This is a genomic window from Amycolatopsis sp. NPDC114503, from assembly GCF_055633655.1.
This window is the reverse complement of sequence record NZ_JBVKDT010000003.1, coordinates 829,181-850,379: the sequence shown is the minus strand read 5'-3', so window position 1 is coordinate 850,379 and position 21,199 is coordinate 829,181. Positions and strand designations below refer to the sequence as shown.

At 71.0% G+C, this 21,199-nt stretch carries 12 protein-coding genes; 3 read left to right on the top strand and 9 right to left on the bottom strand.

The genetic code is table 11. The annotated features are described in order from the left end of the window. Positions 1-187: 187 nt before the first annotated feature. Positions 188-1,126, top strand: a complete 939-nt coding sequence (locus ACZ7OI_RS16490) for a hypothetical protein (protein ID WP_470265037.1) — start codon at positions 188-190, stop codon at positions 1,124-1,126. 522 nt (positions 1,127-1,648) lie between these two features. Here ACZ7OI_RS16490 and ACZ7OI_RS16485 read toward each other — a convergent pair. The 3 genes from ACZ7OI_RS16485 to ACZ7OI_RS16475 all read right to left on the bottom strand — a co-directional run bounded on the left by ACZ7OI_RS16485 (position 1,649) and on the right by ACZ7OI_RS16475 (position 8,370). Then, positions 1,649-6,106: a caspase, EACC1-associated type gene (locus ACZ7OI_RS16485; RefSeq protein WP_470265036.1), complete on the bottom strand. Its 4,458-nt coding sequence runs from the start codon at positions 6,104-6,106 to the stop codon at positions 1,649-1,651. Further along, positions 6,103-6,531, bottom strand: coding sequence for an effector-associated constant component EACC1 (locus tag ACZ7OI_RS16480; protein ID WP_470265035.1), 429 nt, complete (start codon positions 6,529-6,531; stop codon positions 6,103-6,105). The genes ACZ7OI_RS16485 and ACZ7OI_RS16480 overlap by 4 nt, the downstream gene beginning before the upstream one ends. A gap of 801 nt (positions 6,532-7,332) precedes the next feature. Then, a complete protein-coding gene (locus ACZ7OI_RS16475; protein ID WP_470265034.1) occupies positions 7,333-8,370 on the bottom strand; it encodes a hypothetical protein in 1,038 nt (345 codons plus the stop codon). A 911-nt stretch (positions 8,371-9,281) separates the two neighbouring features. Between ACZ7OI_RS16475 and ACZ7OI_RS16470 the strand changes: the two genes are divergently transcribed. Beyond that, positions 9,282-11,633 (top strand): NB-ARC domain-containing protein, encoded by a 2,352-nt coding sequence (locus ACZ7OI_RS16470; protein ID WP_470265033.1) that lies wholly within the window; start codon positions 9,282-9,284, stop codon positions 11,631-11,633. Then, positions 11,630-13,951 carry an NB-ARC domain-containing protein gene (locus ACZ7OI_RS16465; RefSeq protein WP_470265032.1) on the top strand — a complete coding sequence of 774 codons (2,322 nt, stop codon included), beginning with the start codon at positions 11,630-11,632 and terminating at the stop codon, positions 13,949-13,951. Before ACZ7OI_RS16470 ends, ACZ7OI_RS16465 begins: the two co-directional genes overlap by 4 nt. Positions 13,952-14,036: 85 nt before the next feature. Here the strand turns inward: ACZ7OI_RS16465 and ACZ7OI_RS16460 are convergent, their stop codons facing one another. The 6 genes from ACZ7OI_RS16460 to ACZ7OI_RS16435 are packed head-to-tail and all read right to left on the bottom strand — an operon-like array spanning position 14,037 to position 21,022. Then, positions 14,037-15,416, bottom strand: a complete 1,380-nt coding sequence (locus ACZ7OI_RS16460) for an NtaA/DmoA family FMN-dependent monooxygenase (protein WP_470265031.1) — start codon at positions 15,414-15,416, stop codon at positions 14,037-14,039. After that, a complete protein-coding gene (locus ACZ7OI_RS16455) occupies positions 15,409-16,542 on the bottom strand; it encodes an acyl-CoA dehydrogenase family protein (protein ID WP_470265030.1) in 1,134 nt (377 codons plus the stop codon). The genes ACZ7OI_RS16460 and ACZ7OI_RS16455 overlap by 8 nt, the downstream gene beginning before the upstream one ends. Continuing rightward, a complete protein-coding gene (locus tag ACZ7OI_RS16450; protein WP_470265029.1) occupies positions 16,539-17,459 on the bottom strand; it encodes an ABC transporter permease in 921 nt (306 codons plus the stop codon). Before ACZ7OI_RS16450 ends, ACZ7OI_RS16455 begins: the two co-directional genes overlap by 4 nt. Further along, positions 17,452-18,540, bottom strand: coding sequence for an ABC transporter permease subunit (locus ACZ7OI_RS16445; RefSeq protein ID WP_470265028.1), 1,089 nt, complete (start codon positions 18,538-18,540; stop codon positions 17,452-17,454). The genes ACZ7OI_RS16450 and ACZ7OI_RS16445 overlap by 8 nt, the downstream gene beginning before the upstream one ends. Then, positions 18,537-20,030 (bottom strand): ATP-binding cassette domain-containing protein, encoded by a 1,494-nt coding sequence (locus ACZ7OI_RS16440; protein WP_470265027.1) that lies wholly within the window; start codon positions 20,028-20,030, stop codon positions 18,537-18,539. The genes ACZ7OI_RS16445 and ACZ7OI_RS16440 overlap by 4 nt, the downstream gene beginning before the upstream one ends. After that, a complete protein-coding gene (locus ACZ7OI_RS16435) occupies positions 20,027-21,022 on the bottom strand; it encodes a BMP family ABC transporter substrate-binding protein (protein ID WP_470265026.1) in 996 nt (331 codons plus the stop codon). The genes ACZ7OI_RS16440 and ACZ7OI_RS16435 overlap by 4 nt, the downstream gene beginning before the upstream one ends. Between the last annotated feature and the right edge of the window lie 177 nt (positions 21,023-21,199).

Genomic DNA, 21,199 nt, shown 5'->3' with positions numbered 1-21,199 from the left:
CTCGCGCACGGAGGGAGACAGTGGCCGCTGCGGCGACGACAGGAGCGGGACCGGCACGCAACGCGACTGCCGCGCCGATCGCTCGGGTGCGCCGCGGCGGTGCCTTGCCGCCCGGAGAGTTCGCTCGGCGGGACGCGGCGCTGCCGGGCGGGAAGGCACTGTGCATGCCGATCCAAAGGTCGCCGGGATGAGCGCTGGCAAGGAACGCGCGCCCGGTCCCGCTGCGGCGCGGGAGGAAGCGATCCCCGACTCCGTCCTGGGTGGAATCCCGGGCCGCGAGGCCGGTTTCAAGGACTGGGTGCGTCGGGCGAACGATGCCGTCGACACCGTGACCACTCGGATGCTGCCGGGCGGACGGTTTCTGCTCGCGGGCGTGCAGCGGACCGCGCTCACCACGAAACCTGAGCGGTGGAAGCTGGTTTCGCTCGGCGTCGATCGCCAAGGGCTGTGGCGGTTGCGCCGTGCCGCCTGCGCCGTCAGTCTCGGCGGGCAGCTTGCCGGGGCGGGCATCGCCGCTGGTCTTCTCTCCCTGACGATGAGGATCGACAGCAGCGGGAGCCCGAATACACGCGATGCTGCCGAGTTTCTGTCCACCGCTGCCGTCGTGATCGGGCTGGCCGCCGTGCTTGCGCTCACCACGTGCCTGTCGCCGCGTCGTCGTCTGCGTGCCGCGCTCGTGCGGTGCGTCCGGTTCACCCTGCTGCTGGACTCGCGCCGGGTGTGCTTGTCGTCGCAGCGGTTTCTGCAGCGCCGGTTGCACGACCCGGTTTTCCGGCGCAAGACGATGGAGGCGTTGGCCTGGACGATCAACCGGGACACGGCCCGGCTTGCTGGGCAGCGGCCCAGCGGCTCGGGTTTGGGCGCGGCGCTGCTCTGGTACGCCGAGAACCCGTTCGACCCGAAGCGGAGGCCCACGCTCGAGCACTATCTGTCCGACGTCCTCGCCGCGGCGGCGTCTGCCGAAGCCGGGCTTCCCGCCGTCGATTTCGTGCCTGCGCGGCGGTTCCGCACGATATCGCCTCGCGAGCGGCTGCTCGCGCTGCTCAAGAGCGTCGCGGGCGGCGCGGTCACCACCGGGGTCGTCGTCGCGATCGTGACCGCGGTCCTCCGGATCTGGTTCAAGTGAGCGCGGCGTCGTGCCTTCGGCAGACGTCGGTGGGGGCGCGACCCGTACTGACGTACTGCGGGTAGAACACGCCGCACATGCTTTGCAGTTCAGCGCGAGCCTGGAGCGGTGCCCGGAGAACAGCCGTTGATCGTCACCGCGTGCGACGGTTCGGGCATCGACGAACTGCAGGACCTGAGCCGTCCGCCGGCCGCTGCGTTGACCATTTTGCCGAGTGGCGATGTCTCTCCCCGGTGCACGAGTGCGCTTCCTCTCATGCCGATCAGATCAGCGATGCTGATGTCGTCGACGCAACATCCCCGATAGTCGACTTTCTCGCGAACTCGGCGAGAAAGACACGCTCCCGGCTCGCTCGCCCGTGAGCGTGCGGCGTCGTCGCTCCTGTGGTCGGCGGTTCGACGCTGGTCGACCGGGCTTGATATGGACCGGCCTCCGTTTGTCCTGGTCCGGTCCGGCTTTCCCTGTGCAACGGCAGGGCTCCGCGTCGTTGCGCGTCGGGCGGGGCCGTCCCTGTCGTCGCACTCATGGTTGTCCGGTGGGGCACACCGGCCCGTCGGGGGCGGGGGCGAGCTGGCTGGCTCGTTCGTCGGGGGTGAAGTCGCGGTGGCCGATGATGCGGCAGAGGTCGCGTTCCCAGGTGGCGGGGTCGAGGGGGAGGATGCCTCCGATGCCGTCGGCGCCGGCGTAGACGAGGGCTTTGCCGTCTCGGGCGACGTCCATGAACGAGTAGGGGTTCTTGTCGCGGCTGCCGTCGGGGCGGCCGAATTCGTAGGAGTCGACCGAGGTCTGCTGGCCGAGTTGGTAGATGCGGACGGAGTTGTTCGCGGCGACGGCGTAGCGGTCGCCGCCGTCGAGGAATCCGGCGTACCACGGCTGGCTGCCGATGCCGGTGAGGCTGCGCAGGGGGCCTGCCTCTTTGCGGGGCGGATCGCGTTGCCACAGTTCGGCGATGGATCCTTGGCGCAGCAGGGCCATGTGGCGGCCGCTGGGCTCGTATTGGATGCCGATGAGGTCGGGGACCGTGTCGACCGTCGCGGTGACGCGGCCGGTGGTCAGGTCGACGACGCGGACGATCGGGTCGCCGTGGGTGATGACGGATATCTGGTTCGCCGCCGGGTAGGGGCCGACGGCGACCTGTGTCGCGGCGGCGGGGCGTGGTGCGGGCAGGAGGCTGGTCGCGTCGAAGCGCGCGAGCTGCCGGCCGGTTCGCGGGTCCCATTGCTGGACCTGGGCGTCGGACACGGTGACGAGGTTTCCGGTGCGGTCGAAGAAGTACAGGAAGCTGTTGTCCGGGGCCTTGTGCCCGGTGCGGAGGTAGTCGGCGGCGGTGGTCGGCGGCGGGGCTGCCGGCATGGGGGCGGCGATCCGGGCGGTCTGGCGCAACGTCGTCGCGTCGCGGATCGTGACGACGTTCGCGGCGTCGCGCGTGGCGAGCAGGCGTCCGTCGCTGCTGAGCCGCAGGTCGTCGGGAGACGGTTCCAGCCGGGGCCCGGGGGCGGGCGCTGTGGCCAGCAGGCGGTCGTCGTCGGCTCCCGCGGGCCGCAGTTGCAGCGACCCGTCCGTCATCAGGCTGATGGTTGTGCGGCCGTCGGCGCTGATCTGCAGGGCGGTGACCTGCGAGGGTTGCAGACCGGGTGCCAGCTTGGTGTAGACGATCGCCGTGGCGTTCCCGTCGCTGGGGCTGTTTTTGCCAGCGAACCACAGTGCTCCGCCGGTCGAGACGAGTGTCTGCGGGTACGAGGTGACGAAGTCGGCTCGGACGCCGGTGCCGGCGCTCGTGCCGTGTTCGAAGTCGACCAGTGTCAGAACGCCGCCTCCTTCTCGTATGGCGACACGCAGCCCGGTCGCGTCGGCGGCTTCCAAGTCCCCGCATACGCGGTCCTGGGACTGGACCGGCCGGCCCACGGAGGCGCCGTCGGCGATCCGGTTGAGACGCAGCATCGCGGGCTCGTCCCCTCGGGGCTGGCAGGCCGCCACCGCTGTCCGGTCGCCGGAGACGAGGTAGCGCTGGCTCTTCCGGGGTTCGAGCACGGTCCGTGTCCGGCCGGTGGCCGTGTCCACGGCGACGAGGCCGACCGGCAGGTCGGGGTTGCCCAGTTCGGTGTTGTCCGCGAGCAGGGTTTTGTTGTCCGGGCTGAACCAGAGTCCGTTGCCGGTGTTCGGCGGTGCGGGCACGGACCCGGCGATGCGCCCGGCGTCGAGGTCCCACCACACCAGGCGGTCGTCGGTGGGGACGGCGACGAGTTTCCCGTCCAGCGACATCGTGGCCGCGTTCTCGGGGTTGCTGTCGTATGTCTTGAGCTTCCGGACGGCGGGCAGGGCGTGGACGGGCCCGGCGGGCTGGTCGGCGTCGGGATTCACGTCGAACCAGCCGGCGTTGCCGTCCTCGGTGACGAAGGCGGCGCGTTTCCCGTCGGGGGAGACCAGGGTGTAGAGCACGTATCCGGCGGGAACGGGCTGGCTGCGGACGGTTCCGGTGGCGGCGTGGACGAACAGGACCGCGCGGCCGAGGTCGGTGGCGGCGAGGACGACGTTGCCGTCTCTGCTGGTGTTGAAGCCGGCGAGCGCGCCGGGCAGGCCCGAGAGCACGTGCGCGGAGTTCGAGTGGGCCAGGTACTGGCGCAGCAGCTGGTTGCGTGCTTCCTGGGTGGGGGCGGTGCGGTAGGCGGCCAGCGCGGTCATCACCGCCAGGGCCGGATCGGACGAGGAAGAGTCCTGGGACGCTTGGGCCAGCGCCCGGGAATTGGCCAGGGCTTCGCGCTCGCTGCTTTCCTGCCGTGCGTAGGCGAACAGCGTGCCGAACAGCAAGGCGGCGACGGCGAACACCGCGAGGCTGGAGATCAGGGCCCGGCGGCGGCTGGTCCGCGTTTGCCAACGGGCTCGGCCGCGGTCGAGGTAGTCGCGTTCGGGCCCGGTGAGGTCCCCGTCGCGTTCGGGCGTCCAGCGCCGCGCCTCGGCGAGCGCGGTGCGGGTGGGCAGCAGATCCGGTACTTGTGCGCGGCGCTGCCAGCGATCGAGGTCGTGTCGCAGGGACTCGCGCCAGAGCAGGAACGCGCGGTCGGCGTCGACCCATTCCCTGAGCGCGGGCCATTCCCGCAGCAGGGCTTCGTGGCTGAGCCGCACGGTGTCGCGGTCGAAGGTCAGCAGGCGGGCCTCAGCGAGCCGGTCGAGCGCCTGCCGCCCGGCTCCGGGGTCCGGGAGGCCTTGCTCCAGTTCGGCGCGGTCGGCGGGCCGGGCGATGTCGAGGGTGTCCTCGCCGACTCGCGCCAGCCGGGGGAGCATGCGCCGCAGGGCGTCCTGGCCCGCCTCGTCGAGCGCGTCGTAGACGGCGTCGGCGGTGGTGGCGATCGCCTGGGCGATGCCGCCGGTCTCTCGGTAGGCGGCGACGGTCAGGCGGGTCCCGGCGCGGCGGGACCAGATCGCCCACAACGCGTGCGACAGCAGCGGCAGCGCTCCGGCCGCGGCCTGCCTGTGGTCCGTCGCGCCGAGTTCGTGCAGGATCAGGTCCGCGAGGCCCTCGTCCAGCACGAGCCCGACGGCGGCGGCCGGCTGCTCGATCGCGGCGCGCATCTCGCCGGGGGCCATTGGCTCGACCAGGACCTGGCGCTCGCGCAGGGCCGTCACCAGTTCGGGGTGCGACGCTGCCTGGCCGTAGAAGTCGGCGCGCAGCGCGCAGAGCACCAAGGCGGGGGCCGGGTCGTCCTCGACTGGTTCGGCGAGGGCCGCGAGGGCTCGCAGGAACGCGGTGCGCTCGGCGGGGTTCTCGCACAGCGTGAACAGTTCTTCGGTCTGGTCGACCACGACGACCAGCCGGTGCCCGGGCCGCTCTGCCAGCAGCCGTGCGGCCAGCGCGGCCGCCTGGGCGGGATCTTCCCGCAGGCGGTCGGCGGCGGCCGGGTCGGCGGGACCGAGCTGGACCGCCAGTCGCCTGAGCGGGTCCGTGCCGGGTGTGAGCTGTCTGGCGGGCCAGCCTTGCGAGCCGGGGACGCCGGGCAGTCCGTCGCGCCGCAACCGGGCCAGGAACCCGGCGTTGAGCAGCGAGGTTTTCCCGGATCCGGACGGGCCGACCACCGTCAGCAGGCTCGGGGTGTCCGGGCGGCGGGCACAGGCTGCCGCGGTGTCCAGCACGCGCCGGGTCATCGGTTCGCGGCCGAAGAACACTGCGGCGTCCTCGGTCCTGAAGGCGTCGAGGCCGGGGTACGGGCAGCGGATCGGCGCGGGCGGCTCCCTCGGCTGTTCCGGAAGCGATGCCGCGGCGGCGTTGGGTGCGATGACCAGGTTCCCGGAGCGGTCGCCGGCCTGGCGCCTGGGCCACGGCCGCTGTTGCTCGCGCAGCTTCCGGAACACCGCGTCGTACACCGCGTCCAGGGTCAGCAGGTGCGGCCCGCGCGGGTCGCCGTGCTCGAGAACGGCGAGCAGCGCGCCGGTGAACGCGGTGTGCTCGGCTCCTTCGGGCGCGAGGGCGAGATGTTCGGCCGAGCCGGTCAGGTACATGCCGTGCACGGGCTCCGGCGCGAACACGGAGGCGGGTGCACCGTCGAGGGACGCCCTGCCGGAGAAGCAGCAGTCCAGCACGACCACTACCGACGCCGCTCTGCTGGCAGACAGCGCTTGGCGCAGCGAGGAGAACGACAGCGCCTGGTGCTCGGCCAGGCCCGGGGTGAGCCGGTCGGTGTCGCGGGCGGCCAGGTACAGCTGGTCGTCGGGGCCGAGCAGTCCGTGCCCGATGAAGTACACCAGCAGCACTGTGTCGGCCTGCCTCGCGGCCTCGGCCACGGCGGTGGCCATGGCCTTGGCGTCGGCGGGATCGAGCAGCGCGTCGAGCTGGTGCGCGGGCAGGCCGCAGCGTTCGATCAGTGCCGTGCGCAGGCGGTCGAAGCTGCGTCTGGCCGAGGGCAAGGGCGTCAGGGCGGGGCCGTCGTGGGTGGTGGTGGCGATCAGCAGCACCCGCACGCCGGGGCCGGTGAGGTCGGTTGTCATGATCGGTCGAGGCGTCGTGCCTCGTTCCTCCCGTCGCCGAGGAGTGTTGCGATCTGGTTGACGTGCTGCTCAAGAGCGGCGGCGTCCAGCCCGGATACGTTGGTGGCGGTCAGTTCCGCCGAACGGCCGTCTTCCAGGGTCAGGGTGAGGCGCACTTCGCTCCGCCGGGAGCGCAGCCACGCGATGACCGCGGGAGCGAACGCGGTCGCCGCTCCGGCCGGCCCCAGCGCCACCGCCAGTGCTTCCAGCACCGGGCCCATCGTCCCCGGCGCCGGCGGTGCCTCCCGGGGTACGACTCTGCCGCGCAACTGGTCGACATCGGCCAGCCACGTGCGCAACGACCGCAAATCGCCGGCAGTGTCCGCGCTTTCCGCGGTCACCTGGACGTCCACAATTCCACCGCTTTCGTAATCGAACGGGCGCATCGGCCGACGGCGCCGCCGTTCCCGCCGTGTCGGCGAGGCCGTAGCGCGTACGCGGGTCCCATAGCGGTCGGCAGCCTGAAATGAACCCGGGCCGGAGGAATGCGCGTACAGGACACAGATACACCCGCACGGCGCGCGACACGGCGGAACGTCCGGGCACGTCGGCGACGTCATCCGGATGGCCCAGCGACGTCGCGCGCGTCGGCAACGATGTCTCGTCGCATTCGGCTGTTCCTGCGGATCCAGGGTCCGCGCCGACAGGGGGTGAAGTCGCCGGCTGGCGAAAGGAGCCAGCCGAACCGCATCCGCCGGATGGCGAGCCGGCGGGCGGGCGTCGTGGGCGGGCAACGTTGTCGTGCCGGAACCCGTTCTCGCGCCTGGATTCGTGGTCTGGGACCGGGTTCGGCGGCGGCGGGCTTTCGTCGCTGAGGTCGACGTGCTGCACACTGGAGACGAGAATTCCCGCGCCGAAGCTGGGCCAAGTCGCCTTGAAGCACTGTATCGACAGTGCGGCGGGTCCGGCATTGCGGAAAACGAATATTGCGTTGACGAATCCCGCGAAATTCCTCACGCGATTCTCGGTGACACATGGCGGGGAGGCGGCGAGACGCGAATGGGAGAGCTGCGCTCGCTTCTGCGCGGAGTGCCTGAATGCCGAGAGCACCGTCCTTTGCGGACGGTCAGTGGTCCGGGCGGCATGCCGGAGATCTGCCCGGTTCCTGCGGGCGCACCGTGGGCGAGCCAGCTCGTCGTCGACGACGACGGGCGATCCGCGGAACCGCAGCGCGGGCGGCGCAGGGTTCACGAGCCGGGGCATGCCTCGGGGCCAGGGTTGTGGCCGACGATGAGCCACTGGCCTTTGTCGACTTGCTGGACGGTGAACGTGCCGAGCGCGGGTCCGCCGGTGACGTGGTATGTGCAGGAGTCGATGACGACGGTAGTGCCCGGGGTTTCGCCGGCCACGGAGCTGGGCAGTGATTCGGCGTAGTCGTTGACGGTGGTGACTTTGCCGGCGAGGGTTTCCGCTGCGGTGCGGCAGTCGGGAAGGCCGGTGTCGGCGGCGAACTTGGTCTGTGCCTGCTCGCTCATCTGACCGCAGGCTTCGGCAGAGGCGTGTTGCGCGATGTTGTTGTAGACCCTCCGCACGGCTTCGTGCGGGTCGGTGCTGAGGATCCGGTTGCTGTGGTAGGTCCCGCCGCCCTGCTTCGCGATGTCCGCGCTGGACGTCCCGTGGTCTTCGGGGAACAGGCGGGATTCGAAGTGCCGCACGGCGTCGGCGGCGCCGTCGTTTCCGCCGACGTTGTAGCTGATCACGGACGTGGTGCCCACGACGGCGACGAGTGCGACGATGCCCGTGACGATGCCGCCGGTGCCGATGCGGATCGTGCGTTTGGAGTTGTCGATGTCGCCGCCCGCGACGTTGCGGGCCCGGAACCGGCTGTTGTTGTCCTGGGTGACGACCACCTGCGCGCCGCCCGCGGTCGCTCCGTCACCGACGTGCCGGTGGTGGATCTCGCGGACCGCGTGCTCGAGCTGCCCGGCGAATCCGGGATCGGCGTGGGCGGCGTCGGCGAGGACCGCGCCGACCATCTTCGCCCGGTCGGGATCGTCGGGTTGCTCCGCGAGCGCGTCGAGCGCCGCCGTGCCGACGGCGGTGCCGCGCAGGCGGGGTTCGATCACCTGCCACAACCGCTCGACCGCGGCGTCGCGGACTTTCTCGCCGAGCTGTTTCGCGCCCTGGGCCAGATAGCCGGCCGCATAAGTCCCTGCGACAGCGGCCATGCTCGCGATGTCGTCCACTTTCAACGCCCTCCCCGGCGACTGCGTGACCTCGATCACTCGAAGTGGAGAGTACCGGTTCCCTTCGCTCCAGGGGACTGCCGGCCGCCCGGGCGGCGGCTCACCGCCAATCGCTCGAGAGGGGGCCGGACGGCGGGGACCAGCTGACGGTCCGCCTCGAGTCGACGGGAATTGGCGAAGGCCATGCAGCAATGGCGCTCCGCCGTCCTGCCGCAGGCAATACACCCACCCGGCGCGGAGTCGGCGCGCCTGCCGCCGACGGCATTGCTGGACGCGGGAATAACCGCTGCGGCCTCGGGAATTACCGATTCTGGGGGCTGAGTCGACAGCGCCGCTCGGAGACTGGGCGTGACGTCGGTGCCGGGCCGCTCGTCGGCGGGCACCTCGCAAGCCTCGATCAGGCTGTAGTCGGAGCGGCCGAAGGCGAGGAGGACGGCGACGTCGAAATCGAACGAGCGGAAGGTGGAGGAGACGGCACCGGGTCTGCTGCCCAGGCCGCCGGCTCCGGCTTTCGCCTGACCTGTGCGTCCGTCCCGGGTGCACAGGTCGTAGGACTAACCGAGTTCGTCGCGAGTTCCCGGTCGCAGAGCTGGGCGGCGAGGCGCTCGGCGGAGTCGCCCAGGGGTGCGTTGCCGGTCCGCACGATGCCTCGCCGGCGCAGCTGCTGCGGGACCGCAGCGTAACGCCCCGGCAGATCGGGAACGGATGCCGTGGCCGCGCTGGCCTCTCGGCCCTCCGATCGATCCGGGTCGACCGCGGTCGTCGAATTGCATGCCGAGAGTTCCAGCTAGGACGCCGACGAGATCGGGCGCACCGTCCGAACCGAGTCGACTGATGCGTGTTAACCCGATGAGCCCGCTGGTGGGCGAGCGTTCGGTGAGCGGTTAATTCTCCTGACAGTGCGATCACCGTGTGACACGATGCTGTGCCGGGGAAGAGGGGATGACCGGGTGGTTGACGAGGACCGCAACGATCTGCGAGACCAGAAGCCGCGGCGGCTGTTCACTGCGGCCGAGCAGTTCACCGAGCGACTGCAGACCTTGATGAGAGCGCGCGGCATAACTCAGGAAGAGCTCGCCGAACGTGCGCATCTGGATCCGGGGCTGGTCAGCAAGATCGTTCGCTGGATCGTGGCGCCGAGCCACCACGCAGCTATCGCGCTGGACGTGGCTCTCGATGCGCAGGGGGCGGTGACGGTGCTGGCGATGGCCGCCAGGGCCGAGCCGTACCTGGGCCTGCCCGCGCCGCCGAGGTTCTTCGTCGGACGCGAAGCCGATCTGGACCGGCTGGACGACGAGGGCGCGAAGCTCACGGCGGCGTCCCCGCCGACGGTGATCGTGGTCACTGGAATGGCCGGGGTCGGCAAGACGGATCTGGCCCTGAAGTGGGCGAACGACATGGCCCAACATGTCGACGTGGTGCTGTGGGCGAACCTGCGCGGATATTCGGGAAACGAAGCGGAGCGGGCCCAGACCACGGAGATTCTCGAGGACTTGCTGCGCAGTTTCGGCGTTTCGCCGAGCAGCATCCCGCCCAGCGAGAAGTTGCGGCGGGACCTGCTGCGAGGGCACCTGATGCGCCGCCGGCAGCGCACCTTGATCGTGCTCGACAACGCCGCCGACCTCGCGCAGGTGCGGCCTGTGCTGCCGCAGTCGCCGGGCACGATGGTGTTGGTGACGAGCCGTCGACGGATCGTGGGGCTGGCGTTGCAAGCACGGACGGTTCATCTGCACCTCGCTCCGATGGCGGCAGCCGAAAGCAGTGAGCTCGTCGCCGCGATTGTCGGCGAGCAACGCGCGGCCCGAGAGCCGGCGGCGATCTCCAGGCTGGTGAAGCTGTGCGGGTCGCTTCCGCTCGCACTGGCGATCGCGGCGACGCTCATCGCGCAGGACACGGGCCGCAGCATTCGGGAGCACGTCGACTCGCTGACCGAACGCGGTCGCAACAGACTGCTGGCCAGCGAGCAGGAGGAGGACACCGACGACGGCGTGGTGGGTGTGCGCGCGGCCTTCGACGCGCTGTTCGACTCGCTCGACATCGAGCACCAGCGTTTGTTCAGGCTGCTGGGCGTGTTCCCCGGCCCGAGGTTCCGGTGCGCGGCCGCGGCGGCGCTGGCCGGCGTCGCCGCCGACAAGGCCCAGCGGATCCTGGACGACCTGATCGAAGCTCACTTGGTGCAGATGCTCGATCAGCATTACTACGTCCTTCACGATCTTCCTCGTTCCTATGCGGCCGAGTTGATCGCCGACGACTCGGCCGCGGAGGAACGGGACCTCGCAATCCGGCGGCTGGTCGCCTGGTATGTGCACGCGGCCAACGCCGCGGCGTGGACGCTGATGCCGGCTCGCGACCATCACGCCCGCCTCGCATCTCCTCCTGAAGGGGTGTCCCCGCCGAGTTTCGCCACGCGCCAGAAGGCCTCTGATTGGTGCACTTCCGAATTGGCAAACGTGACACCGGTGGCGCAGCTCGCCTACGACCACGGACTGTGGTTCGAGGCGTGGCGGATGCCGACCGACTTGCTCGATCATTTCGTCACCGGGCGCGGGCTGCAGGTCTGGAAGAGTTCCATGCTGGTGGCCTATCGGGCCGCGGGGGAGGCAGGCGAGATCGGCTGGATCGCGGAGGCTGCGGACAAACTCGCCGAGGCGTGCCGACGCGAGCGCAACTACAGCGATGCCGATCGCTTCGACCGGCAGGCCGTCCAACTGCTGGAGCCGCTGCCGGTCCCGCACCACCGCCTCGGGTGGGCCCTGGTCGGATTGGGCAACACCCGTCACGCGCAAGGCGATGCGGAACAGGCGGCCGCTCTCATCGCACGCGGGGTGGCTGCCTTCGTGTCGGCGGGTTCGCGCATCGGCGAACTGACCGGCCGGATCCACTGGGGCCGCGCACTGCGCGCGCTCGGCGATCATGCCGGCGCCGTAAAACAAGGGAGGCTGGCGCTCGCGGGTTTCCGGGAGGACAACGACCTGCACGGCATCGCGTCGGCGCTCGCCCCGATGGCGCGGACCGCGGTTGTCTTCGGGGAGTTGGACGAGGCGCTGGAGGCGTGTGAGGAAGCGCGCGTGCTGTACGAGGCGGTCGGCGATCCCTGGGGCCGGGCTGACGTGGCGCACATCAAAGGCCTCGCGCTGCGCGAATTGGGCAAGCCGGACCAGGCGCGGACGTCGATGATCGCTGCGGCCGAACTGTTCGACACCGTCGACGACGTGAAGGCACAACAGGTGCGCGCCGACATCGACGCGCTCAGTGCGCCGCCGACCGACGCTGCGGTGAGCGCCGAGCGGGATCACGTGTGATCAGCGAGCCGCACTCGCGCTATCTGAGCGCCCAGGAACAGTTCGCCGTTCAGCTCAAGGCGATGCGGGGCGACCTGTCGCTGCGCGAACTCGAGGCGCGGACTGCCGCGGTCGCGCAGGCGCGCGGATCTCGATCTGGCGACGGGGATCGCGTCGAGCGCGGCGTGAGCAAAACGGGGATCGCGCGGTTGGAAGGCGGGCAGATCGCGCCAAGCGAAAGAGCCGCGTCACTGCTCGACATCGCCTTGCACGCAGGCGGCGCGCTGGAGATTCTCGGCGAGCATGCGCGGCGGCCGCCGTATGTGCACCTGCCGCTCGGCCCGCCGTTCTTCATCGGGCGTGCACGGGAAATCGAGGAGCTGACGCAGTTCGCGCGACAGCGCGAACCCGATGCGGACGCGCCTGCCGTGATGGGGTTGAGCGGCCCCGCCGGGATCGGGAAGACCGCGTTGGCGCTCTACTGGGCCAACGCTGCCACCGAGCTGTTCGACATTGCGCTTTATGCCGAGCTGAAGGGGTACAGCGGCGGGGAACCGGCATCTCACACGGTGATCGTGGCCGAGCTGCTGCACGGGCTCGGCGTGGAACACGCCCGGTTGCCGACGACGCTCGCCGAACGGGAAGAGCTGCTGCGGGAGCACCTGCGCAAACGCGGTCAGCGAGTGCTGGTGGTCTTGGACAACGCCCGCGACGCGGGCCAAGTCCTGCCGGTGCTGCCGTATCTTGCCGGTGCGACCGTACTGGTGACCAGCCGACGGCAGCTCTCGGCGCTGGTGCTGGACCACGAGGCCGCCCTCCTGCGCGTGCACACGATGCAGGACGAGGAAGCCGCCGAGCTGGCTGCCGAGATCATCGGCGACGACCGGATCGAGGCTGAACCTGAGGCACTGGCCCAGCTCGTCGACCTGTGCGGGTCGTCGCCGCTGTCGGTCATCATTACCGCAGAACGCGTCGCCGCCGATCCGGAGACCAGCCTCGCACAGCACGTCGACGCGCTTGCGGACGCCCGTCGCCGGCCCCATCTGCTGGACATCGGCGAGGCTGACGAGTTCACGGCGATCCGGAAGTCCGTCGAGGCGCTCACACTCCCGTCGGCGCGGATGTTCCGCCTGCTGAGCGTCCATCCCGGAACGTACGTCGGCAGCGGATTCGCCGCGGCGGTCGGCGGAGTCTCTCCTGCGGAGGCCCAGGTGCAGCTGGACGAGTTGGTCGATGCTCGGCTCCTGGAGCGCCACGGCGAGCGGTCGCACCGTTTCCACGATCTGCTGCGGCAATTCGCCGGGCAGGACGCTGCCGCGGAATGCAGCGAACAGGAACTGCGCGATGCGCGTCGCCGGTTGATCGGGTGCTTCCTGCACACCAGCAACGCCGCGAGTTGGGCGTTGACCCCGGCTCGGGACCACCACGTGCGCATGGCCGCCGCCGCCGACGTGCCCGCATCCGCTTTCGCGTCGATCGCTGGCGCGTTCGAATGGTTTTCCGGCGAGGTCGCGAACGTGGTGCCGGTGCTCCGGCTGGCCCTGCGCGAGGGCCTGCTGTTCGACGCGTGGCGCACCGCCGTGGAATGGTTCGACTACTTCGCCAGCACCCAGTACGTCGACACGTGGACTGCTGCATTCGAAATCGCCATCGACGCGGCGCGCGCGTCCGGGGAGATCGAACAATTGGCCGAGGCACAGGAGAAACTCGCCGAAGGCTACCGGCGGCGCGGCCAGTTGGACCTGGCCCACCGCATGGATCTGGCCGCGGCGAGATCCTGCTCGACGTGCGGCCCGAGCAGGACCTTGGGATTTGCCTTGCTGGGGTTGGGCAACAACGCGCAACTCGTCGGCGATTACACCGAAGCCCTGCACCTGACGGAATCGGCGGTCGAGACCTTCAACGCGGCCGGTACGTGGATCGGCGAGGCCACCGGCCGGGTGTCGCTGGGCAGCGTGTATCGCGACCTCGGCAACCGGGATTTCTCGATCATGCACGGAGAACTCGCCGCCACGATGTTCCGTGCCCGCGGCGACCACCACGGCTCGGCGGTGGCGCTGCTGGCGCTGGCCCGGTCCAACCGCCGGTTCGGCCAGCGCCGCCGGGCACTCGAGCACGCTGAACTGGCCGCGGCGTATTTCGCGATGTCGACCGACTCGTGGGGGCGGGCCGATGCTGCGGAGCTTCAAGGCATTGTCCTGGCCGAGCTCGGGGACCGGCAGGATGCGGCGGCGCGGTTCGACATCGCGCTCCGGCTGAGCGAAGGGCGGGACGAACGGACCGTCAACCGGCTCCTCGCCGCCCGCGCCTCGATGCAGGGCGCGGGCCGGCGCTCCTGATCGCCGAGGCGAGGGACCTCCCTGCCGGCACACGGATCGCCGGGCATGGCCGACCGGACCGACGGGTGTCCTCCGGCGGCGGTCCTCATCGTCGGTCGGGCGGGCGCAGCGGGCCGAGGGTCCAGGCCGGGTGGTCAGGCGGCAATTGCGGGCCCCCTCCGGGGAAGAGCTTTTCGCGCAGGGTGCCCTGCCGGTATTCGCGCTGCATGAGCCCGGCTTTCTGCAACAACGGCGCGACTTGCGTGCCGAACTCGGCGAAACTCGTCGGAGAGATCACGTATTCGAGGTTGATCCCGTCAACTCCGGCGGCGCGCCAGGCGCGGATGTTCTCGAGGACCTGCTCCGGTGTTCCGGCGAACCGTTTGTTCTTGGCGCGCAGAATCAGTTCCCCCAGAGTCCAGTCGTCGCGGGACGTGGTGGCGAGGAGCGTCCGCACGGCATCGGACACCTCGCGCCGGCGGAGATCCCCGACCCGGGCGTGCACGTCGTCATCGCTGTAGTCGTGGTGGTCAAACACGCTGGCGCGCGCGAGGTTGCCTTCGACCGTCTGCCGTTCCAGCAGGTCCTGATCCCGTCGGCGGGCCTCGGCCTCGGTGCTGCCCAGCAGGTAGGACTGCGGAACGAAAATCTTGACGCTGCCGGGGGCCCGACCGGCCCGGCGGGCGGCGCGGCGGACGTCGGCGACGACCGGCGCGGCCGCGGCGGGATCCTGGGCGTTGATGAACAGGCATTCGGCGTGCCGTCCGGCGAAGTCCTGCCCGGCGGGCGACATCCCGGCGTTGAACAGGACGGGGACGCGCTGCGGAGAGGGCTGGCACAGGTGCGGGCCGTCGAGCTGGTAGTAGGGCCCGTCGTGGCGGATCGCGTGCACCCGCGCCGGGTCCGCGAAGATCCGGGTCTCGCGGTCGGCGAGCACGGCCTCGTCCTCCCAGCTGTGCATCCACAGCTTGCACGCGGCCGCCGTGAAGTCCTCGGCGCGGGCGTAGCGCTCGGCATGGCCGGGCAGCCCGCCGTGGCCGAGGTTGCGTCCGGCGGACGGCAGGAACGTGGTGACGATGTTCCAGCCGACCCTGCCATCGGTCAGGTGGTCCAATGTGGACATGGTCCGGGCGAAGGTGAAGGGGTGCGCGGCCAGCACGTTCTGGGTCATGACGAACCCGAGGTGCTCGGTGTTGTGGGCCAGCAGCGGGATCAGCACGGCCGGGTCGAGCGTGGGGAACTGCATGCCCTCGGCCACGGTCGCGTCGCGGCTGCCCTGATAGGTCTCGTAGGGGCCCATCACGTCGGCGAAGAACAACGCGTCGAAGCAGGATTCCTCGAGAACCCGGGCCAAGTGCAGCCAGGTGCGCGGGTCGTTGTAAGCGAGCTGCGTGCTGTCCGGTTCGGCCCACAGGCCCTGGGCGTGGTGGGAGACCGCGAACATGGTGAACGCGTTGAACAGCATCGGAGGAGGGGCGTCAGGCATCGGCGGCCCCGTTCTCAGCGAGCGCCTGGCGGCCGATGGCGTCCTGGCAGACCTCGGCGGAGTAGGCCATCAAGCCGCCGGCCTGGGCGTCGCGGAACCACCGCTGGATTGGGGAGGTTCGCAGGTAGCCGGACGCGCCGCCGACCTTCACCCCCAACGCCGCCATGTCTCGTGCGATGTCGTTGGCGAGCAGTTTCGCTCGCATCGTCGCCGGCAGGAACTGCGGGGAATTTGTGTCGGCGAGCCAGTACATGTGCCGGGCGAACATGTCGGCGGCCTCCAGCCGCGGCACGAGTGCGCCGACGTGTTCGCCGATCCACGGCAATGTCGCGAGCGGCTCGCCGGTCGGACGGCTGCGGGAACGAACGTGGTCGAGGAGCGCGGCGAGCGCTCCGGCGGCAACGCCGAGGCTCAGCGCCGCGACTCCGGCGCCGATGTGATTCGGACGCCTCCTGCGCGGCGACGGGCAGCGGCGCTCGTGGCGCAAGAGCGTGCCGTCGAAATTGATCTGCTGGGAGCGGGAAGCGCGCAGGCCCATCGTGTCCCAGATCGGCACGAACGAGATGCTGTCGTCCTTGGTGACCCCGAAGAACGTGCTCGTCCCGTCGATGCGGGCGTTGACCAGGAAGTGCGAGGCGATCTCGCAGCCGGAGGAGAACCGTTTGACTCCCTGGAGGCGGAACCCGCCGTCGACAGGCACGGCCGTCTGCAGCGACTCGAGGAAGAGATTGCCGCCGGTGGGTTCGGACAGCGCATTGGCGAATCGCGCGCCTCGGCGCAGTTCGGCAGCGAAGTAGGAGGCTGTGTCCGGAGCCGACATCTCCACCAGACCCGCGAAGGCACCGACGTGCATCACCCATATGCATGCCGTGGACGGGCAGGCCTGCGACAGCGTCCGCACGATCGCGCCGTAAGCCCGATAACTCAGGTCCTCACCGCCGTGCTCCCGGGGCAGGAGCGCCTGGTCCAGGCCGCTGGCGTGCAGGCGCCTCAGGTTGTCCTCGGGCAGTCGGGCGGATTCGTCGCGTTCGGCGGCGGTGGCGGCGAACGCCGTCGCCAGCCCGGCTGCGGTGTCCAGCCAGTGCTGTTCGTGCTCGGGCACCCCGAGAGGGTGGGGGTCGGTCATGAGTGCTCCTCTGTCGCGGTGGTGCGGAGTCCTCGCCGGGCGCGCCCGGGCGGGTACAGGCAGAGCAGCAGTCCGGCCGCCAGGTACGGCGCGGCCTGCAGCAGTTCGACGGGCAGCCCCAGATCATGGGTCTGGGCGAGCAGGGCGAGGTTGTCGAGGACGCCGAATCCCAGCGCGGCGGCGAGCACCCCGGCCGGGGTGCGGCGGGCGACGATGACGACGGCGAGGACGAGGAATCCGCGCCCGCCCGACATCGTGGGGGAAAAGGCCCCGATGGCGGCCAGGCTGAGCGCGGCGCCGGCCAGCCCCGAGAACCCGCCGGCGACGACCGCGGCGGCAGCGCGGTAGCGGCGGACCGGAATGCCGCGGGTGGCGGCGGCGGCGGGATCGTCGCCGACTGCTCGCAGCCGGAGTCCGGCCCGGGTGCAGCGCAGCGCCCATGCGGTCGCGAGGGCCAGGGCGAGCGCCAGGTAGGTCGCGATCGAGGTCCGGGTGAACAATTCGCCGGCGAGCGGGATCCGGTCGAGGGCGGGCAGCGACACGACCGGGAGGGTGTCGGCCGACAGTTCGGCACCCGTACTGCGGGTGAGCGCGCGGGAGAGGTAGTCGCTGAGCCCTGTGCCGAGCAGCGTGAGCGTGATCCCGACGAGAACCACGTTGATCCCGGCCGCCATTCCGGCGGCGTAGAGGCCGCCGAAGGCCGCGCCCGCCAGCACGGCGGCGACCAGCCCGGCCCACGGGCCGCCGCCGCGGGATCCCAGCACGGCCGCGAGCGCCGAGACGAGCATGGTTCCTTCGATCCCGAGGTTCCACCCGGCGCCCGCGCGTTCGAGTACGACCTCGCCGATCCCGGCCAGCACCAGCGGGGTGGCGGCGGCGACGGCTCCGATCAGAACGAGCACGGCGAACTCAGCCATCTCCGGCCTCCCGCTCCGCTGACCCGGCTCCAGCGTCAGCGGCGGGCACGCCGCCGGTGCGCTGCGCCGCGCGCCGCCGCACCGCGACGATCGCGAGAGCGACCCCTCCGAGCAGGAGGGCTTGGGTGACGGTGCCGATGGCAGCGGGGATCCCGGCCTCGAGCTGCAGCCCGCCCGCGCCGGTGGTCAGCGCGGCATAGAGGATCCCGGCGAGCACGATCGCGACGGGCCGGTTGCGTCCGAGGACAGCCACCACGAGCCCGGAGAACCCGAGACCACCGGCGATCGCTGGGGTCAGGCGACCGCCGGCGCCGGCCAGCTGAATCCAACCGGCTGCGCCGGCCGCTGCGCCGGACACCAGCGTCGGCGCGATCACCGCGCGCCAGGGGCCCGCGCCGAGGCGCTCGCCCAGCCATCGGCGTTGTGCAGCGATGTCCAGCACGAGCGCGGCGCGCGTGCGGTGCCACCACCAGGCAGCCGCGGCGATGCCCAGGACGCCGATGGAGGCCACGGTGAGGCGTCCGGGCACCGGCAGCAACGGCAGCAGCGCCGCGTCGGGGAGCCGGGCGCTGCGCGGCGTCGCCGCCCCGGCCGGGTCGGCCAGCGCGGTGCGCAGCAGCCATGCCAGCAGCGGCACGGCTGCCAGGTTGGCCATCAGCGCGGCGAGGATCTCGGAGGCTCCCCTGCAGACCTGGGCCAGCGCGGGCAGCAGCGACCAGGCCGCGCCGGCGAGGGCGGAGGCGACCGCTCCCAGCGGCAGCGCCAGCAGCGCGGGCCCGGACCCTGCCGGGGTTTGCAGCACGGCGGTCGCGGCGATGGCCCCGAGAATCATCTGGCCCTCGGCCCCGACCGTGATGACTCCGGCGCGCAGCGGCACCGAAGCGCCGAGGGCGATCAGCACGAGCGGAGTCGCTGCGGCCAACGTGTGGCTGAGGTTCGCGGGCAGCCCGAACGCGCCGTGCGCCCACGCTGCCGCCGCCGCGAACGGGTCGCCGCCGGTGATCGCGATCAAAGCTGCGATCAGAGCTGCGCCCGCCGCGACGCATGCGGCGACCGGAAGCGCTCCGCGGGGCGGCTTCACAGGCCTTCCTCCGGCCCGGCGAGGTCCGTGCCCGAGAGCCGCAGGGCGAGGGCGTCGTGGAGCCGGTCTGACGGCACGTTGCCGACGATCCGGCCGCCGCGCAGCACGAGCAGCCGGTGGGCGAGCTGGCGTACCTCGTCGAGATCGGCCGATATCAGCAGAACGGCGACGCCCGCATCTGCCGCGGCGAGGATTTCGCCGCGGATCGCCGTCGCGGCGAGCAGGTCCAGTCCCTGCGTGGGGCCGTGCAGCACCGCGACGGCCGGTTTCCCGTCGAGTTCGCGGCCGACGAGCAGCTTCTGCTGGTTCCCGCCGGAGAGCGCGGCCACAGGGAGGCCGGGATCGGGCGGGCGGACGTCGTGGCGCTGCAGCAGCCCGCGCACGAAGCTGGCAATCGCGGACCGGTCGAGTCTGCCGCCGCGCCCGGCGAAGCGAGGCTCGCCGATCCGTTCGGCGACGGCGGAGAGCCGTACCGGATGGTCCAGAATCAGGCCTTGGGCGCGGTCTTCCGGGACATAGCCGATCCGGCCGCCGTGGTGTACTCGGCCGGTTGTGGGTCGGATCTGTCCGGCGGCGACATCTGCGAGCGTGCGCTGCCCGTTGCCGGCCACGCCCACGAGGGCCACGATCTCGCCGGCGTTCACATGAAGGGTCACATCGCGGATCGGGCAGATATCGCCGCTGCTGGCGCTGACCCCGGTCAAGCGCAGCATCGCCGCCGCAGCGCCGGACGAGGTCGGGGACGGCGGGAGCGGGCGATCGGCGGTGTCGGGCAGCCGCCCGACCATGACCTGGACCAGGCGGGTGTCGTCGACGTCGGACAGCGGCCCGGAGAACCTGATGCGTCCGTGGGAGAGCACGGTTGCCTGGCTGGCTACTGCGCGGACCTCGGCCGCGCGGTGGGTGACGAGGACGACCGCGCAGCCGGATGCCGCGAGCGCCTGCAACCGGGCGAAGAGCGTGTCGATGTCGGCTGCTCCGAGGGCCGAGGTGGGTTCGTCCAGCAACAGGACACGCGCGTGTTGCGCGAGCGCGAGCAGGACCTCGCCGTGCTGACGCGCCGCGGCGGAGAGCCGGCGGACGGGCACGTCGACCGGCACGTTCATCTCGGTGCAGGCCACGGCCTCGCGCAGCCTCGCGGCCAGAGCGCGCCGCCGGACTCGCCGCTGCGGCTGGGTCAAGGCGAGATTCTCGACCAGGTCCAGCTCTCCGACGAGGCCGTTGACCTGAGGCACTAGGCCGATTCCGCGGCGAATCGCGTCCTCTCGTCCGGTCAGCGAGACCGGGGAGCCGTCGATCTCGACGACGCCGGCGTCCGGGCGGTCCAATCCGGCCAGGATCCGGAGCAAGGTGGACTTGCCCGCTCCGTTCTCTCCGAGTACCGCGTGCACCTCCCCGGGGCGGACGGTCAGGTCGACCTGGTCGAGTGCGCGCACCCCGGGGTACCGGCGGGTGACCGCCCGCAGCGCCACGACGGGCGCCGCAGTCACTTGATGACGACCTGGCCGGATCGGACCTGATCGGCTAAGGAGGCAGCCCGCGCCGCCGTGTCGGCGGGCAGACCGGGCGCGGCTGGGACCTTTTGCAGGTCGGCGGCGACCAGGGACCGGTTGGCCAGCGTCGAGGTTGCGCCGCGGTGGCCGAACCCGCCGTTCTTCGCCCGCTGGGCCCAGTCGCGCACGAATCCGGTCATGTCAACCCTGACCCGGCCGATGTTGACCTGTTGTGCGGCGTCGCTGACCTGCGGGGCCATGCCGAGCGTCGCGATCCCGGCCGTGCGCGCTGCGGCCGCGACGCCGGAACTGTAGGCCTCGGAATTGCAGGCCACGAGCTTCGCGCCGGCCCGTGCTTGGTCAGCGGTGGCCTGTTCCGCTTTCTGCGGATCCTCGAAGCTGCCCGTAAAGACAGGGGCGAGCATCCGGGCTGTGGGATTGGCAGCTCGGAGGCCCTGTTCGAACGCTGCCCACTGAGCCCTGAGAAACGGCGCCTGCGGGCCGTCGACCGCGGCGACCGGAGTGAGTTTCGACAGGCCTGCGAGATACCCGCTGAGGTAGCCGAGTTGATCGGCGGCATAAGTCCACGTCTCGAGGTTCTCGCCGGTTTTGGCCAGGATGTCGTGGCCGCCGGTGGCGACGAACCGGACCTTCGGGTACTCCTTCGCGACGTCGATGACCGTGTCGGATTCGGCCAGGCCCCACCCGATCACCAGGTCGTATCCGTTCTGCGCGTAGGCCTCCAGCGCTGCCCGCGGATCCGTCTCTCCGGCGGTGGGCACGTGCACGTCGCCGGAGATCGCGCCTTCGGCAGCAAGCTGACGGACCGCATCGGCACCGAATTGGTTGAACCCGTGGTCGCGATCGCTGCCCTGCAGAACGAGCCCGACCTTCGGCACCTCCGGCGACCCGGCCGGCGACGTCGACGGGCTGCACGCGGCAAGCGGCGCGAGCATCAGGACCGCCGCAAGCGCGGTGAAGCGTTTCACTCAAGACCCTCCTCGGAACATCCCAGGGGACGACCTTGCCAGAAGAACGGCTGTCCCACTGAAAAAGTCAACTTCTCCGATCTGGCCGCTGTGCTGGGGATGTCCATCCGCTTTCCGTGTCCCGCCTAGATCGTCAACTACACCTTCTGGGCAATGCGCAGCTCGCTGGCCACACTG